The following is a 16146-nucleotide window of genomic DNA, read 5'->3' on the forward strand; positions in this document are numbered from 1 at the left end:
CCGCCCCACCCTCCGCAGGAGCGCACCACCCCATGAACATCACCTCCGCCGAGATCCTCAGCCAGCCCGAGGTCTGGCGCCGGTCCCTCGACCTCCGCGACGACGCGATCCGGATGCTCACCCGCCCGGGCGAGCGCGTGCTCGTGATCGGCTGCGGCACATCCGCCTTCGTCGCCGAGTCGTTCGCGCTGCTGCGCGAACAGGCGGGCTTCGGCGAGACGGATGCGGCGTACGCCTCCGAGCCGCGCCCGTGGCGCGACTACGACGCGGTCATCGGCATCACCCGCTCGGGCACGACGACCGAGGTCGTCCAGGCGCTCCGCACCCTGCCCGCCGGGGTGCGCCGCATCGTCGTGACGGGCGTCGCCGACTCCCCCTGCGCCGAACTCGCCGACGAGGTGCTGCTGCTCGACTTCGCCGACGAGCGCTCGGTCGTGCAGACCCGCTTCCCGACGACATTCCTCTTCCTCGCCCGCGCCGCGTTCGGCGAAGACGTCTCGGCCCTGCCCGGGCTCGCGGAGGCGGCGCTCGCGGAGGGGGCCCCGGAGCCGCCCGCCGGCTTCGACCACGTGGTGTACCTCGGACGCGGCTGGACCTACGGCCTCGCCCAGGAGGCGGCGCTCAAGATCCGCGAGGCGGCGCAGGCCTGGGCCGAGTCGTATCCGCTGCTCGACTACCGGCACGGCCCGCTCGCGGTGGCGCACCCCGGTTCGCTCGTCTGGTTCCTCGGAGCCGTGGACGACGGGCTCGCCCGCGACATCGAGGCGACCGGTGCGACGGTGGTGCAGCGCGCGGCGACCGACCCGCTCGTCGAGCTCGCGCTCGCGCAGCAGCTCGCGGTGCGCACCGCCGGGTCGCGCGGGCTGGACCCCGACACCCCCCGGCACCTGACGCGCTCCATCGTGCTGTCCTGAGTCCAGAAGAATGGAGGCGCCGAGGATGACGACACTGACCGAGACCCCCGCCCCCTCCCGCGCGGACGACCGCGCGCGCGGCACCGCGCCCGGCGGCGCACCGGCACCGCGCCGGCGGCGCCTGCTCGACCAGCTCACCGGGTGGGCGTTCGTCGCACCGGCGATGGTCATCATCCTGGGTCTGTCGCTCTTCCCGGCCGTGTGGGCGTTCGTGCTCTCGCTGCAGAAGTGGAACGGGTTCTCGCCGCCGAAGTTCGTCGGCCTCGACAACTACTCGCGCCTCATGACCGACGACGAGTTCTGGGCGGCGGTCACCCACACGGGGCTGTACGTGCTGCTCTTCGTGCCGGCCTCCGTGCTGCTCGGGCTCTTCCTGGCCGTCGCGCTCAACCGCGACATCGCGCTCATCGGGCTCTACCGCACGGCGATCTTCGTGCCGTTCGTGGCCTCCGCGGCGGCGACCGGCATCCTGGCCACCTACCTGTTCAGCCCGCAGTACGGTCTCGCCAACAACGTGCTGCGCTCGTTCGGGCTGCCCGCGCAGGGCTGGCTCGAGGATCAGGGCCAGGCGATGCTCGTGATCGCGATCATGTCGCTGTGGGGGCAGGCGGCGTTCACGACCGTCATCTACCTGGCGGCGCTGCAGGACATCCCGGGCGACCTGCTCGAGGCCGCCCGGATCGACGGAGCGAACCGCTGGCAGACCTTCTGGCGCATCGTGTGGCCCGAGCTCGGGCCCGTGACGGTGTTCGTGACGATCTGGCAGACGATCGGCGCCCTGCAGCTGTTCGACCTCGTCTACACGACGACCCGTGGCGGTCCTCTCGACGCGACCAAGACGATCGTCTACTACCTGTGGGAGAAGGCCTTCAAGGCCCTCGACTTCGGCAGCGGGTCGGCGGCCGCGTACGTGCTGTTCGCCGCGACCCTGCTCATCACGATCGGCATGGTGGTCTACTCCCGCCGCCGCAACCTGGAGGCGTTCTGATGGCGCTCACCTCCCTCACCCGCCCGCCGCGGATGGAGGCGCCGCGGCGCCGCACGAAGCGTCGCTTCAGCCTGTGGCATCTCGTGCTCGCGCCCATCGCGCTGCTGTTCTTCATCCCGTTCGCGCAGATGCTGCTCGCCTCGCTCTCGCCCGCCGAGGAGCTCGTCAAGTTCCCGCCGCCGTTCTTCCCCTCGCGGCTCACCCTCGACGGCTTCGTCGCCCTGTTCACGACGACCGACATCGTGCGGTGGCTGGCCAACTCGACGATCGTCGCGGCGATCTCGATCGCCTCGCACGTCGTGCTGTGCTCGCTCGCCGGCTACGGGTTCGCGCGGCTGCGGTTCCGGGGGCGCAACGTCGGCTTCTTCATGATCGTCGCGACGATCATGATCCCGACCCAGCTGCTCATGATCCCGACCTACATCCTGTTCTCGAAGATCGGGCTGGTGAACACGCTCGCCGCCGCGTTCGTGCCGTGGCTGGCGTCGGCGTTCGGCATCTTCCTCATGCGGCAGTTCTTCCTGTCGATCCCGGCCGAGATCGAGGAGGCCGCCGCGCTCGACGGCGCCAACAAGCTGCAGACCTTCCTGCGGGTGGTGCTGCCGCTCGCGCGTCCCGCCATGGCGACGCTCGCCATCTTCACCCTGCTGAGCTCGTGGAACGACCTGATCTGGCCGCTCATCGCGATCAACGACCAGAACTGGTTCACGGTGCAGCTCGGCATCGCGAACTTCCAGAACACGCGCCGCACCCATTGGGAGCTGCTCATGGCGGGCAACGTGATCGCGACCGCCCCGCTCGTGCTGTTCTTCCTGTTCGCGCAGAAGCAGTTCGTGCAGACCATGACGATGACGGGCCTCAAGGGATGACGCCGCGCGTGCTGGTCGCGGGCGACGCGAATCTCGACCTCGTGCTGCGCGGCGACGTGGTGCCGCGCTTCGGTCAGGCCGAGCAGCTACTCGACGCGGCGGAGCTCGTGCTCGGGTCGAGCGCGGGCATCTGCGCCGCGGGCCTCGCGCGGCTCGGCGTCGAGACGGCTCTCGTCGCACGGGTGGGCGCGGATGCCTTCGGCGACCGCACCCGCGAGCTGCTCGCCGAGGCCGGCGTCGACACGGATGCCGTGCGCGTCACCGCGGAGCCGACCGGGGTGTCGGTGATCCTGTCCGCGCCGGGGGACCGCGCCATCCTGACGCTCACCGGTGCGCTCGCCGGGCTCACGGGGGCCGAGGTGCTCGCGGCCGCGGAGGGCGCGGATCACGTGCACGTCGCCTCGTTCTTCCTGGTGCCGCAGCTCGCGCGCGAGCTGCCGGCGGTGCTCGAGACGCTGCGCTCGCGCGGCGTCACGACGAGCCTCGACACCAACTGGGATCCGGCCGACCGCTGGCTGGGCGTGGCGGAGTGCCTGCCGCACGTCGACGTGCTGCTGCCGAACGCGGCGGAGGCCGTGGCGCTCGCCCGCACGCTCGGCGGCGACCCCGCCGACGCCGTCGAGGCCGCCGAACTGCTCGCCGCGCACGGGCCGCTCGTGGTCGTGAAGGACGGGGCGGACGGCGGCTTCGCGGTCTCGCCCGAGGGCGTCGTGCGCGCACCGGGGCTGCGCGTCGACGTCGTCGACACGACGGGCGCGGGCGACAGCTTCGACGCCGGCTTCCTCGCCGCCTGGCTCGGGGGGATGCCGGTCGCCGAGGCCGTGCGCCGCGCCGCGATCGCGGGCTCGCTCTCGACCCGCGGCGCCGGGGGCACCGGCGGCCAGGCCACGCGCGCGGAGGTCGAGGCGGAGCTGGGCGCGTGATCACGTGCCTCGGGCTCTCGCCCGCGCTCGACGTGACCTACGGGGTCGGGGCACTGGTGGTCGGCGGCATCCACCGGCCGCAGTGGACGCTCGCGCTGCCGGGGGGCAAGTCGCTGAACGTCGCCCGCGCGGTACGCGCCCTGGGCGGCGAGGCCCGCGCGATCGCACCGCTCGGGGGGCGGCGGGGCGCGGGGATCGCCGACGCGCTCGCGGCGGACGGCGTCGAGCTCGTCGTGGTGCCGACCCGGGAGGAGACCCGGATGTGCGTGAGCGTCGTCGACGCCGCCACCGGCGAGATCACCGAGATCTACGAGCACCCGCGGGAGCTGCCCGACGCGAGCTGGCACGGGGTCGCCGATGCCGTCGAGGGGGTCGGCTCCGGTTGGCTCGCGGTCTCCGGGTCGGTACCCGCCGCACGGGCCGCGGCGCTCGGCGAGCTGCTCGCGGACGCGGAGGCGCGCGGGGTGCGGCTCGCCCTCGATCTGCGCGGGGAGGCGCTCGCCGAGACGCTCGCCCGGACCCGCCCCGCACTCGTCAAGATCAACCGGGCCGAAGCCGAGGAGACGGTGGGGCCCGGCCCGTTGGCGTCGCTCGCCGCGGGTCTGCGTGCGCGCGGCGCGGCGGTCGCCGTGGTGACGGACGGCGCATCCGGATCCCTCGGGGCAGACGCGTCCGGCGCCTGGCGGGTCACCTCGCCGCCCGCCGGCTCGTACACCGTCGGCGCGGGCGACTCCTTCCTGGCGGGGCTCCTGCTGGCCATCGACTCCGGGCGTCCGCTGCCCGAGGCCCTCCGCGCGGCCGCCGCGGTCGCCGCCGCCAACACGCTCCGGCCCGGGGCGGCCGTGTGGGATGCCGGCCAGCTCCCGCGGCTCGCCGACGGCCTCCGGGTCGAGCCCGCACCGGGGGCCTCCCGTGCCTGATCGACGCCGGGGTCGCGCCGCCGCGCGCGCGGCGGGCGCCGTCGCGCTCCTCGCGGCGCTCACGGGCTGCACGATCGCCCCGCCCGAGCCGCTCCCCACCGCGGGTGGCGACGGCGTCGTGCCCGACGTGGGGCCCCGGCATCCCTTCGTCGACGCCGGGCCCGCCGGGGTCACGGTGGTCGACGGCGACGACTGGTCGCTACCCGACCGGGTGCGCCCCGCGCGGAACTCCGGCTACTTCTCCGAGGATGCCGACGCATCCGAGCTGGTCGCCGTGCGCTCCGTCGACCTCAGCTGGCGCCAGCTGCGTCCGACGTCGGCGCGGGAGCTCGACCGCACCTCCTCCGGCTCCGCACAGGGGATGAGCTTCGCGGGCCTCGAGGCCCAGCTCGCGCAACCCGGCGACTTCTGGATGCGCATCTTCGCGAGCGGCGAGGACTGGGCGCCCGAGTGGGTCGCCGACGAGTGCGGCGTCGCCAGCTACGGGCCCGACTACGACGGCGAGCGGCACCTGCCGATCTGGGACGAGTGCGTGTGGGGCCACCTGATGGACACCTACCGCCTGCTGTTCGTCGACCTCGGCCTCGCCTCCGATCCGCGCCTCAGGTTCGTCTACGTGCCGGGCGCCTTCACCTGGGCCGAGTACGACTACGAGATGGTCCAGGCGGCCGCGGATGCGGGCGATCTCGACGAGCAGAGCTACCTCGCCTGGTACGGCCACGCCTGGGACGACCTCGTGACCCTGTTCGGCGACCACGCCGACAAGCTGGTGTTCACCGGCGAGGACTACCCGTGGGGGCCGTTCGGTGCCGCCGACGACCTGCTCGCGAAGCAGGCGGTCGACGCCGGAATGGGCATCCGCACCGGCATCACCGAGCTCGCGAACTTCCACCTGAGCGAAGCGCCCGCGTACGGATCGCACGTCGAGCCGAACGGTCACCTGACGGTCGACGAGTCGCTGCCGATCCACTCGGGGCGCTACGTGGTGGCGACCGAGAACGAGTGCTTCACGGACTGCGGCTACGACACCGACGATCCGTACTACGCGGTGCGGCAGGCGAACCTCAAGGCGCTGCAGCTGCGGGTGAACTGGATGTACGTGGTGCCGGGGCCGTCCTACCTGGCCGAGTACCCCGAGCTGTGGGACTGGCTGCGACTCTCGCTCGGGCAGACGGCGGACACCTCGGCGGACGCCTGGGCCGCGCTGCGCGACGCCGAGGACACGTTCTGGTCCGACCCCGAGTCGGGACCCTTCGACGACCCCGCCTCGTGGCCGACGCGTCCCTGGGTGCGCAACCTCGAGCGCTGGCTCGTGCAGGTCGACGAGCCCGGATCGGTGGCGCATCGCACCGACGTCGACGTGCACTCCGGGGTGCTCGAGGCCGACGACGGGGAGGCGCACGAGGGGCTGTCGACGGATGTCGCGGGCGGCGACACGGGATTCGTGTTCGAGGTGGATCCGCGGTTCGCCGCCGCCGCATCCGGCCGGGCCGTGCTGAAGGTGACGTTCCTCGACACCGGCTCGGGCGCGTTCGCGATCGACACCCCTGCGGGCGCGTCGGCGCCGGTCGTGCGCCAGGGGACCGGGGCGTGGCGTACCGCGACCATCGCGCTGCCGGACGGCGCCCTCTCGTCGGCCGACGGTGCCGCGCGCCTGCGCCTCTCGCTCGGGGAGGGTTCCGACGATCTGGTCGCGCGGTTCGTGCGCCTCGTTCGGGTCGAGGGCTGAGTCAGCCGGCGGCGCGGAGCAGGGTGCGCGCGGCGGCGGGATCGGGGAACGACGCCAGATCGCGCACCGCGTCTTCGAGCACCGCGTCGAGGTGCTGCGCGGCGAGGCTGATGCCGCCCATGGCGACCGCTTCGGAGCCGAGCGTGGATGCCGTCACCCGCGGCGGGAGGGGGCAGATCTTCGCGAGCGTCTGCTCGAAGCGCGGGAGGAAGACGTCGGCGCTCGGCGAGCTGCCGCCGCCGATCACGAGGAGCTGGGGGTCGATCGCCAGCACCATGGCTGCTGCACCCTGGGCGAGATCGTCGGCGAATTCGTCGACGGCCGCGCGCGCCGCCGGATCGCCGGCGCGCGCGAGGGCGAAGATCTGCTCGCGCGTCGGCCGAGGCTGCGCGAGCACGTCCTGACCGTAGAGCTCGTTGAGCTCGGCCCACTTGAGCTCGGGCATCTCGCCCACGATGCCGGCCGCGCCGTTGACCCCCCGGTGCACCCGACCGCCGACGATGGTCGCGCCGCTGGTGCGGCGACCGCACAGCACGTAGACGACGTCGTCGAAGCCGTGGGCGGTGCCGTAGGCGAGCTCGGCCTGGGCGCCGAGCGGCACGTCGCCCTCGACGAGGACGGCGCCGTCGAACTCGGTGGCGAACCGCGCACGCAGGTCGAGGCCGACCCATCCGGGCATGCCGGTACCGCCGAAGAACAGCACCCGTCCGTCGGCGCTGATGGCACCGGGGGAGCCGATCGACACGATCCAGGGTGACCCGCGATCGAGCCCCACCTGCGCGAGCAGCCGGTCGCAGACCTGGAGGGTCGCGGAGACCCGCGCCTCCGCATCGTCTTCCTCGGCGAGGGATCCGGAGAGCTGTCCGAGCACGTCGCCGGTCAGGTCGGTCACCACGGCGAAGACGTGGTTGGCGCCGATGTCGACCGAGAGCAGGCAGCCCACCTCGCGCGGCATGCGGTAGGTGGTCGCCGGTCGCCCGACCCCGCGTGCTGCGGCGGATTCGGCGGCGGTGAGCCAGCCCATGCCGGCGAGGTCGCTGACGACGGCGTCGATGGCGGTGCGGGAGAGGCCGGATGCGGTCGTGAGCCCGCGCAGCGTCTGGGGTTGCGACATGAGCGCGCGCAGTACTCCGAGCGAGTTCATCCGGCGCAGCAGCGAGCGGCTGCCCATCGACGAGGCGGTGTCGACCATCGCTTCTCGCACCATCCGGATCCCCTCTTGCGTTTTATATCGCCATGTTGGATTATTAACCCGTTCCACCCACTCTAGCGGTTCGCAGCCGCGTCGCGACAGGCGGCACGGCGAGATCCCGACCGACCTTGCGCCAACGACGGCATGCACGCTGCAGGCGCTGAGAGGCCCCGATGACACAGCTCGGACTGCAGCGAACGCCCGCGCGCCGCATCCAAGTGCCGCGCCCCACGCGGCCCCGAGGCGACGGGCGGGTTGCGCTCTTCTTCATCGCGCCCGTGCTGCTCGGGTTCGCGATCTTCTACCTCTACCCGACCATCCGCGGGTTCTGGTGGTCGTTCACCGACTACAGCCTGCTCGCCGACCCGGAGTTCGTCGGCATCGACAACTACGTCGCGGTGCTCGGCGACAGCGAGTTCTGGAACTCCATGTGGGTGACGCTCTGCTACGTCGTGCTCAACGTCGGCTCCCAGACGCTCATCGCCCTGCTGCTCGCCGCCCTCATGCACCGGCTGACCCGTTCGGTCGTCCTCCGCACCACGCTGCTGCTTCCCTGGCTCGTGCCCAACGTCACCGTCGGACTCGTCTGGCTGTGGCTGCTCGACACCAACCTCGGCTTCGTGAACCGCACGCTCGACACCATGGGCCTCGACAAGATCGGCTTCTTCACCAACCCGATGCTCGCCATCCCGACGATCTCGTTCATCAACACCTGGGCGTTCGTCGGCTACACCGCGCTGCTGTTCTACGCGGGCATGCTGCAGATCCCGCAGGACACCTACGAGGCGGCCGCGATCGACGGGGCAGGCGAGCTGCGCACCTTCTTCAGGATCACCCTGCCGCTGCTGAAGCCGATCCTCGCCCTCGTGCTCGTCGTCTCGCTCATCGGGTCGTTCCAGATCTTCGACACGGTCGCCGTGACCACCAAGGGCGGCCCCGTCAACGCCTCCCGGGTCATCTACTACTACATCTACCAACAGGCATTCACCTACTTCCACATGGGCTACGCCGCCACGATGGCCATACTGCTCGTCCTGATCCTGGGCGTGCTCACCTTCATCCAGCTCCGCCTCCTGCGGGCGTCCGAGTCGCAGCTCGCCTAGGGGAACCCACATGACCACAACAGCCCTGCCCCCCGTCGCCGTCGAGCAGCCGCCCGCGCCTCGCGTGCGCCGCCGCCGCGCCGGCACCCGCGTGTCGCTCGGCCGCATCCTCGGATGGACCGTGCTCGTGATCGCGCTCGTCGGCACCCTCTTCCCCTTCTACTGGATGGTGAAGTCGGCGCTCACGCCGGCCGCCGACATCGTGAGCGATGCCGGCAACCTCTGGCCGACCAACCCGACGGCCGTCAACTTCGCGCGGGTGCTCGGCCTGCTCTCCCCGGAGGAGACCCGTGCCGCCGGCGGCAGCGGGGCGTCGATCAACTTCGCGCTCTACATCTGGAACTCGGTCGTCTACTGCGCGCTCATCGGCTTCTTCCAGACGCTGTTCTGCGCCATGGGCGGCTACGCCTTCGCGCGGCTGCGCTTCTGGGGGCGCAACGGGCTGTTCGGCATCCTGATCGCCGCCCTCATGGTGCCCGGCATCTTCACCCTGTTGCCGAACTTCGTGCTCGTGCGCGACCTCGGCCTGCTCAACACCGTCTGGGGCATGGTCGCGCCGAGCCTGCTGATGACCCCCTTCGCGCTCTTCTTCCTCCGGCAGTTCTTCCTCAACATCCCGCGCGATGTCGAGGAGGCGGCGATGCTCGACGGCGCCGGCAAGATCCGCATCTTCTGGCGGGTGGTGCTGCCGATGGCGCAGGGCCCGCTCATCACCATCGCGCTCATCACCGTCGTGTGGGCGTGGAAGGACTACCTGTGGCCGCTCCTCATCGGCCGCGACGAGTCGGTGCGCACCGTGACGGTCGCGCTCGGCGTCTACCTGCAGCAGTCGCCCAACACCCAGCCCGACTGGACCGGCCTGATGGCCGCCTCGACCCTCTCGGTCGTGCCGGTGGCGCTGCTGCTCATCTTCCTCGGCCGACGCATCGTCGAGTCGCTCAACTTCACGGGCATCAAGTGAAGGCACCACAACCCATCACCGACACCACGACAAAGGAGTGCGTGCACACATGAGAAGGAACACAGCTCTGCGGATCGCGGGAATCGCGACCGCGGGCATCGTCCTCGCGGCGACCGCCGGATGCTCGACCCAAGGAGGAGACGGCGGCGCCGTCACGCTGGACTATTGGCTCTGGGATGACGCCCAGCTGCCGGCGTACCAGCAGTGCGCCGACGACTTCACGAAGGCGAACCCCGACATCACGATCAAGATCAGCCAGTACGGCTGGGGCGAGTACTGGACGAACCTGGCCACCCAGATCGCGGCGGGCAGTGCGCCCGACGTGTGGGTCGACCAGCCGTCCTACTACCCGCAGTTCGTCGCCGACAAGCAGATCGAGGACCTGCAGCCCTACATCGACGAGGACCCGAGCGCCGTCGACTTCGACGCGTACGTGCCCGGCATCGCCGACGTCTACAAGATCGACGACGCCCGCTACGGCCTGCCGAAGGACTGGGACACCATCGGTCTCGTCATCAACAAGCAGGACGCCGCCGACGCGGGCATCGACGACGCGACCCTGCAGGACCTCACCTGGAACCCGGATGACGGGGGCACCTTCGAGCAGGTCATCGCGAAGCTGACGGTCGACAAGTCCGGCAAGCACGGCGACGAGGCCGGCTTCGACAAGAACGACGTCGCGGTCTACGGGTTCCTGCCGGAGTGGGCCGACGGCTCGCAGGGGCAGAACCTGTGGGGCAACCTCGCCTACTCGAACGGCTTCACCTACTCGGATGTGAACCCCTTCGGCACCTCGTTCCACTACGACTCGCCGAAGCTCGCCGAGACCATCGACTGGATCGCTTCGCTCGCCGACAAGGGCTATGCGCCCTCGTTCGACACGCAGTCGACCCTGTCGCGGCTCGAGGTGCTGCAGAGCGGCACCGGCGCGATGACGAGCATGGGGTCGTTCAATCAGCTGATGTTCAAGGACACGGCGAGCGACTACGTGTTCGCGCCGCTGCCGACCGGGCCGGAGGGCCGCAAGTCGGCGATCAACGGCCTGAGCGACGCCATGTACGCGGGCGGCAAGCACAAGGATCACGCCTGGGAGTGGATCAAGTACCTCGCGTCGTCCGACTGCCAGTCGGTCGTGGGCGCCACGGGCGTGATCTTCCCGGCGAACGCCGACGCCTCGCAGGCCTCGGTCGACGCGCGCGCGAAGCTGGGCCTCGACGCATCCGTCTTCCTCAGCTACGCGCAGGAGCCCGACGGCACGTTCCTCATCCCGATCACCTACCACGGTGCCGAGATGTCGCAGATCGTGCAGGACGCGATCCAGAGCGTGGCGCTCGGCACGAGCGACAGCCAGTCGGCCCTGAGCGACGCCAACGCCAAGGTCAACGCCCTCTTCGAGTAGTCGGAAAGCACGAATGCACACGGATCTCTCCACCTTCTCCGGCGTCGTCCAGCTGGGAGACGTCACCCTGCCCGTCATCGCCGGCGGCACGCCGCAGGCGATCGGCGAGCGCGAGTTCCTGATCCCGACGGGCGCGGTCACCGTGCTGCACCCGTACGCGGACGGCGAGTTCTTCCGTCACGGATGGAACTCGTGGAGCCCGTCGGGGTGGCGACGGTTCGCGGATGCGCCCCTGCGCGTCTACGACAGCCCGCAGCGGCTGCTGACCGCCGACGACGCGAAGAACGACACCCCGCACGCCCACTCGGGGGCGGCGGTCGGCGCCATCATGGTGCCCGGTGGCGAGATCATCCTCCTCGGGGCGCTCGGTCTGGGCGCCCCGAGGGTGGGTGCGACGGCGTCGACCCTCTGGGGCACTCTCGAGGAGACGGGCGCAGACTGGTTCCTCGCCCGCGGGCCCGAGGTCGAGGTGTTCGCACGTTACGCGCAGCTCCTGTCCGAGCGGCTGGGCTCGCGGTCGCTGCGTGCCGGGCGCGTCTGGTCGAGCTGGTACTCGTTCTACGAGGAGCTCGACGAGGGTCTCGTGCGGAACACGGTCGACGGCCTGAACGGGATGCCGTTCGACGTCGTGCAGCTCGACGACGGATGGGAACCGTCGGTCGGCGACTGGGAGGCGAACGACCGCTTCCCCTCGGGCATGGCGGCGACGGCGCGCACGATCACGGATGCCGGCTTCCGCGCCGGGCTGTGGCTCGCTCCGTTCATCGCCCTGCCGCACTCGGTCTTCGCCCGGGACCGGCCGGAGTTATTGATCCAGGGTGAGGACGGCGCCCCCCTGGTCGCGGGCTACAACTGGGGCGGGCCGTACTACGGCCTCGACACCACCCATCCCGAGGTCGTCGCCCACCTGCGTGAGCTCTTCACGCGGGTGGTGGGCTGGGGGTTCAGCTATCTCAAGCTCGACTTCATGTACGCGGGGGCGCTCGCCGGTGGTCGCAGCTCCGAGGTGCACCGGGAGCGCGCGTACCGCGACGCGATCGCCCTCATCCGCGAGACTGTCGGCGACGACGTCTACCTGCTGGGGTGCGGCGTGCCGATCATCCCCTCGATCGGCGTGTTCGACGGTGTGCGCGTCGGCCCGGATGTGGCGGCGTTCTGGGACAACGCGGAGCGGCCCGGCGACCCGACGGGTGTCGGGGCGCGCAACGCCTTCCTCGCGTCGATCCACCGGGCCTGGCTGCGCCCCGCCATCGACACCGACCCGGATGTCGTCTACTTCCGGCGTCGCCGCAGCCTGCTCGACGAGCCGCAGCGGCAGTTGCTGGAGGATGTCGCGACGGTGTTGGGGTTCAAGTCGACCTCCGATCCCGCGGCGTGGCTGCTGCCGCACGAGCTCGAGGACCTGCGTGCCTGGCTCGGTCGCGCCGAGCAGGTCGTGCAGGAGGGGCGCTATCGGTTCCGTGTCGACGGCCGACTCGTCGACTTCGCGCCGTTCATCGACTACACCGCTCCGGTCAGCACCGTGGCCGGCTGAGACGGGGTGCGGGGCGTGATGCCCGCCCCGCACCCTTCATGCAACCGGAGGGTTGCTTCTTCTGCCCGGATGTGCAACTCTAAGGTTGCATTAAGCGCAACCAACGGGTTGCACACATCCGGCTGAAGGAGCAAGATCATGAGCATGACCGCCAACCCGCCCGCCGTCGCGGACGAGTCCACGTTCAGCGTGCGGCGCACCATCCGCATCGCCGCCCCGATCGAGAAGGTGTGGCACGCCGTCACCGAGCCCGAGCACATCTCGCGCTGGTTCGGCATCACCGTGCTCGACGGAGCCGGGGTCGGGGCGAGCGGCACGATGACGTTCGAGGGCTACGGCGCGGTGCCCATCCGCGTCGAGGCGATCGACGAGCCGCACTCGGTGAGCTACCGCTGGGGCAACGACGACGCGGCGGGTTCGCTGCCCGAGCGGGTCGTCGACGACACCTCGACCGTCTTCACCTTCACGCTCGCGGAGGTCGACGACGGCACCGAGCTGACCGTCGTCGAGACCGGGTTCGAGAACACCAGCGACCCGCTCTCCAACGTGCGCGACCACCGCACCGGCTGGACCGACGAGCTCGACAAGCTCGTCGCCCTGCTCGAGGGCGGCGCGTGACCGAGACCCTGGTTCCCGTGTTCGCCGCACTCGGCGACGAGACGCGGTGGAGCATCCTGTCCGCGCTCGGCGAGGGCGACGCCTCGGCGTCCGCCCTCGCCGGCCGGCTGCCGGTGACGCGCCAGGCGATCGCCAAGCACCTCGGCGTGCTGCAGGAGGTGGGGCTCGTCGAACCGGTGCGGGTCGGACGCGAGGTGCGCTACCGCGTCGTGGGGTCGGAGCTCGCCGCGACCGCGCGCCGCCTCGACGCCGTCGGCGCGCTGTGGGACCGCCGCCTCGCCGCGATCAAGGAGATCGCCGAGGGGCTCTGACCTCCGGTCTCAGCTGCGATCGGCCTTCGCGTCGATCTGCTCGAGCAGCTCCCGCAGCGCCTTCTCGATCTCATCGTGGTCGTACTGGCCGGCCCGGCTCTCCGCCGAGATCACGGCGCAGCGGTGCAGCTTGCGGAAATCGCCGAAGGGGAACGAGTAGCGCCCCTTCGTGCCCTCCGTCGCACCCGTGTCCTCGCCGAGGAACCAGCGCGAGTACTCGGCCATGCCGTGTTCGTCGATGAAGTCGTTGCCGTCGTCGGCCGACGGCGCGTGCTCGCTCCAGTCGTCGCGCTCGTCGAACTCCACGTCGCCGCCGCGCAGCAGGCCGCGTGCGTGCGACAGGGCCTCATCGTTCAGCCGGATCGTCATCCGTGTTCTCCTTTCCGAGATCTGCGGTCGTCAGCCGACGCCCGGCGGCATCTTGGCGACGCCGTGGCGCGCGGGCTTCTCGGGCTCGGCCGCCGTCTCGGGGCCGACGGCCGAGCCCCCTTCGGCTGCGTCCTGCGGGTGATCCGCTGGCGGGGTCACGGCGGATGCGTCGTCACCCGGGGGGAGATGGTCGGTGGGCTGCTTCACGTCGTCTCGATCGCTCATCCCTCGAGCCTGCGCCGCCCCGCCGCATCCGGTCAGGGGGTTGCGCATCCCCGGCTCGCGTGATCCACCCGACCCCGTTTCCCGAGTAGTCGTATTTCGGGCCCAAAACCGAGGGTTTGGGCCCGAAATACGACTACTCGCGGGTGGGGGTGGGGGTGGGGATGGTGAGCGGGAGCACGACGTTCAGCCGGAAGCCCTCGGGCACGTGCTCGGCGTGCACGTCGCCGCCGTGCGCACGGGCGATGCCGCGCACGATCGCCAGCCCGAGGCCGGCCCCGGCGGCGCCGCTCGCCGCATCGGTGGTGCGCGCGGCATCCGCCCGCCAGCCGATCTCGAACATGCGGCCCAGGTCTTCGGATGCGACGCCGCTGCCGTGGTCGAGCACGCTCAGCACGAGCCGCTCGTCGTCGCCGCGCGACGCCGAGATGAGGATCTCCGACCCCTCCGGGGCGTGCCGGATGGCGTTGCCGAGCAGGTTGGTGACCACGCGGCTCAGCTCGTGGGCATCCGCCCACAGCACGTGCCCCTCGACGCCCGCGTGCGTGATCCGCACCCCGCGCTCGGCGGCGAGCTGCTGCACGTCGGATGCGGCATCCGACACGATGTCGAGCAGCACCACCGACTCGCGGTGCAGCCGGAGCATGCCGCTGTCGATCTTCGACAGCTCGAACAGGTCGTCGACCAGCCGGTTCATCGACTCCACCTGAGCCCGGATGCGGCGCAGGTAGTCCTCCGGATCGTCGACGACCCCGGCCTCGAGCGCCTCGGCGAGCGCCCGCATGCCCGAGAGGGGGGTGCGCAGGTCGTGCGAGATCCACACGAAGAACTGCCGGCGCGACGCGTCGAGCCGCTCGATCTCGGCGCGCGCCGCCGCGAGGCGCTCCGACGCGTCGGCGAGCTGCGTCGACACCTCGGCGAACTCGCGCCAGGCGACCGGCGCCGCGTCGACCACGTCGCCTTCGCCGAGGCGCCGGGCCGAGTCGCTCAGCGCGCGGGCCGCCCGGCGCGCGGTGCGCGCCAGCAGCCAGGCCGCGCCGAGGCTCATCACGGCCGCGATGCCGACGATCCACAGCAGCAGCTGGAAGTCGTGCTCCGAGAAGTACATCTCGGCCGCGATCGCGGCCGTCGACAGCGTGATCGAGGCGGCGACCGCCGCCACGACGATGCGGATCTGCACGCCGATCGTGCCGCGACGGTTGAGCCGCAGGGCGACGAACGCGAGCAGGGTCACCCCCGCCGTGCATCCCGCGGCGGTCAGGATCACGAGCAGCAGATCGCCCGGGCTCAGCACGTCGACTCCGCGGCGGGGGTGAAGCGGTATCCGGCGCCCCACTCGGTGAGCAGGAACTGCGGCAGCCCCGGGTCGCACTCGATCTTCTCGCGCAGCCGCCGCACGTGCACGGTGACCGTCGCCGGGTCGCCGAAGCTCCAGCCCCACACCTCGCGCAGGATCTCGTCGCGCGAGACCACGCGATCCGGATGCTGCGTCAGATAGAACAGCAGCTCGTACTCGCGGGCGGTGAGCGCGATCTCGCGCTCGCCGAGCCACACACGGCGCCGCCCGGGTTCGACCCGGAACCGGCCGACCGTGTACGGCGCGGCCTCGGCGGCGCGGGTGCGGCGCAGGGTGGCGCTGATGCGCAGCTGCAGCTCGCGCAGCGCGAACGGCTTCGTCACGTAGTCGTCGGCGCCGTGCTCGAGACCGTCGATGCGGTCCTCGACGGCGTCGAGCGCGGTGAGCATGATGATCGGCAGCTGGTCGGATGCCGCGCGCGCCTGCCGGCACAGCTCGTCGCCGCTGACGCCCGGCAGCATCCGGTCGAGCACGAGCACGTCGGGCAGCTCGCCGCGCAGCGCGTCGCGGGCGCTCAGCCCGTCCGGGAACTGCGCCACCCGGAACCCGCCGGCGCGCAGGAAGTCCCCCACGACGGTGCGCAGGGTGTGATCGTCCTCGACGATCATCACGCGGGGGCCGGGTGCGTCCACGCTCCGACGATAGGCGCCTTCGCACCGCCGTGGTCGGCCGAGATCCTTACGGTCCTGAAATGCGCCCTTACGGCTGCGTCAGGTCCGGATTCCGCGCCGCCGCGC

Annotated in this window: 17 protein-coding genes; 12 read left to right on the forward strand and 5 right to left on the reverse strand. The window is 71.3% G+C overall.

Annotated features, from left to right (window positions below):
* Positions 1 to 32 precede the first annotated feature (32 nt).
* The 6 genes from NUH29_RS03105 to NUH29_RS03130 are packed head-to-tail and all read left to right on the forward strand — an operon-like array spanning position 33 to position 6343.
* Positions 33 to 914, forward strand: coding sequence for an SIS domain-containing protein (locus NUH29_RS03105; RefSeq protein ID WP_258797488.1), 882 nt, complete (start codon positions 33 to 35; stop codon positions 912 to 914).
* 25 nt (positions 915 to 939) lie between these two features.
* On the forward strand, positions 940 to 1902 hold the full coding sequence (locus NUH29_RS03110) for a carbohydrate ABC transporter permease (RefSeq protein ID WP_258797490.1): 963 nt from the start codon (positions 940 to 942) through the stop codon (positions 1900 to 1902).
* A complete protein-coding gene (locus NUH29_RS03115; RefSeq protein WP_258797491.1) occupies positions 1902 to 2771 on the forward strand; it encodes a carbohydrate ABC transporter permease in 870 nt (289 codons plus the stop codon). Before NUH29_RS03110 ends, NUH29_RS03115 begins: the two co-directional genes overlap by 1 nt.
* Complete coding sequence (locus tag NUH29_RS03120; protein WP_258797492.1) at positions 2768 to 3694, forward strand: carbohydrate kinase family protein; 927 nt, start codon at positions 2768 to 2770, stop codon at positions 3692 to 3694. Before NUH29_RS03115 ends, NUH29_RS03120 begins: the two co-directional genes overlap by 4 nt.
* Positions 3691 to 4614, forward strand: a complete 924-nt coding sequence (locus tag NUH29_RS03125; RefSeq protein WP_258797493.1) for a 1-phosphofructokinase family hexose kinase — start codon at positions 3691 to 3693, stop codon at positions 4612 to 4614. The genes NUH29_RS03120 and NUH29_RS03125 overlap by 4 nt, the downstream gene beginning before the upstream one ends.
* On the forward strand, positions 4607 to 6343 hold the full coding sequence (locus NUH29_RS03130; RefSeq protein WP_258797495.1) for a hypothetical protein: 1737 nt from the start codon (positions 4607 to 4609) through the stop codon (positions 6341 to 6343). The genes NUH29_RS03125 and NUH29_RS03130 overlap by 8 nt, the downstream gene beginning before the upstream one ends.
* A 1-nt stretch (position 6344) precedes the next feature.
* On the opposite strand, the gene NUH29_RS03135 is transcribed toward NUH29_RS03130, so the two are convergent.
* Positions 6345 to 7550, reverse strand: a complete 1206-nt coding sequence (locus NUH29_RS03135) for an ROK family protein (RefSeq protein ID WP_258797497.1) — start codon at positions 7548 to 7550, stop codon at positions 6345 to 6347.
* Between the two features lie 158 nt (positions 7551 to 7708).
* Here NUH29_RS03135 and NUH29_RS03140 point away from each other — a divergent pair, with 158 nt between their 5' ends.
* From NUH29_RS03140 to NUH29_RS03165, 6 genes are all read left to right on the forward strand, one after another.
* Complete coding sequence (locus NUH29_RS03140) at positions 7709 to 8638, forward strand: carbohydrate ABC transporter permease (protein ID WP_258797498.1); 930 nt, start codon at positions 7709 to 7711, stop codon at positions 8636 to 8638.
* A gap of 10 nt (positions 8639 to 8648) precedes the next feature.
* Positions 8649 to 9599: a carbohydrate ABC transporter permease gene (locus tag NUH29_RS03145; protein ID WP_258797499.1), complete on the forward strand. Its 951-nt coding sequence runs from the start codon at positions 8649 to 8651 to the stop codon at positions 9597 to 9599.
* A gap of 49 nt (positions 9600 to 9648) precedes the next feature.
* On the forward strand, positions 9649 to 10998 hold the full coding sequence (locus NUH29_RS03150; protein WP_258797500.1) for an ABC transporter substrate-binding protein: 1350 nt from the start codon (positions 9649 to 9651) through the stop codon (positions 10996 to 10998).
* A gap of 13 nt (positions 10999 to 11011) precedes the next feature.
* On the forward strand, positions 11012 to 12532 hold the full coding sequence (locus NUH29_RS03155; protein WP_258797501.1) for a glycoside hydrolase family 36 protein: 1521 nt from the start codon (positions 11012 to 11014) through the stop codon (positions 12530 to 12532).
* Positions 12533 to 12670: 138 nt separating this feature from the next.
* Positions 12671 to 13150 carry an SRPBCC domain-containing protein gene (locus NUH29_RS03160; protein ID WP_258797502.1) on the forward strand — a complete coding sequence of 160 codons (480 nt, stop codon included), beginning with the start codon at positions 12671 to 12673 and terminating at the stop codon, positions 13148 to 13150.
* On the forward strand, positions 13147 to 13461 hold the full coding sequence (locus NUH29_RS03165) for an ArsR/SmtB family transcription factor (protein WP_258797503.1): 315 nt from the start codon (positions 13147 to 13149) through the stop codon (positions 13459 to 13461). Before NUH29_RS03160 ends, NUH29_RS03165 begins: the two co-directional genes overlap by 4 nt.
* 9 nt (positions 13462 to 13470) lie before the next feature.
* On the opposite strand, the gene NUH29_RS03170 is transcribed toward NUH29_RS03165, so the two are convergent.
* The 4 genes from NUH29_RS03170 to NUH29_RS03185 form a co-directional block, all read right to left on the reverse strand.
* Positions 13471 to 13830, reverse strand: coding sequence for a hypothetical protein (locus NUH29_RS03170; RefSeq protein ID WP_258797504.1), 360 nt, complete (start codon positions 13828 to 13830; stop codon positions 13471 to 13473).
* A 30-nt stretch (positions 13831 to 13860) separates the two neighbouring features.
* Positions 13861 to 14055, reverse strand: coding sequence for a hypothetical protein (locus NUH29_RS03175; RefSeq protein WP_258797505.1), 195 nt, complete (start codon positions 14053 to 14055; stop codon positions 13861 to 13863).
* Between the two features lie 133 nt (positions 14056 to 14188).
* Complete coding sequence (locus NUH29_RS03180) at positions 14189 to 15346, reverse strand: sensor histidine kinase (protein ID WP_258797506.1); 1158 nt, start codon at positions 15344 to 15346, stop codon at positions 14189 to 14191.
* A complete protein-coding gene (locus NUH29_RS03185) occupies positions 15340 to 16041 on the reverse strand; it encodes a response regulator transcription factor (RefSeq protein ID WP_308445741.1) in 702 nt (233 codons plus the stop codon). Before NUH29_RS03185 ends, NUH29_RS03180 begins: the two co-directional genes overlap by 7 nt.
* Positions 16042 to 16146 lie beyond the last annotated feature (105 nt).

Origin of the sequence: Protaetiibacter mangrovi (assembly GCF_024752305.1) — a bacterium.
GTDB classification, from domain to species: Bacteria; Actinomycetota; Actinomycetes; order Actinomycetales; family Microbacteriaceae; genus Homoserinibacter; species Homoserinibacter mangrovi.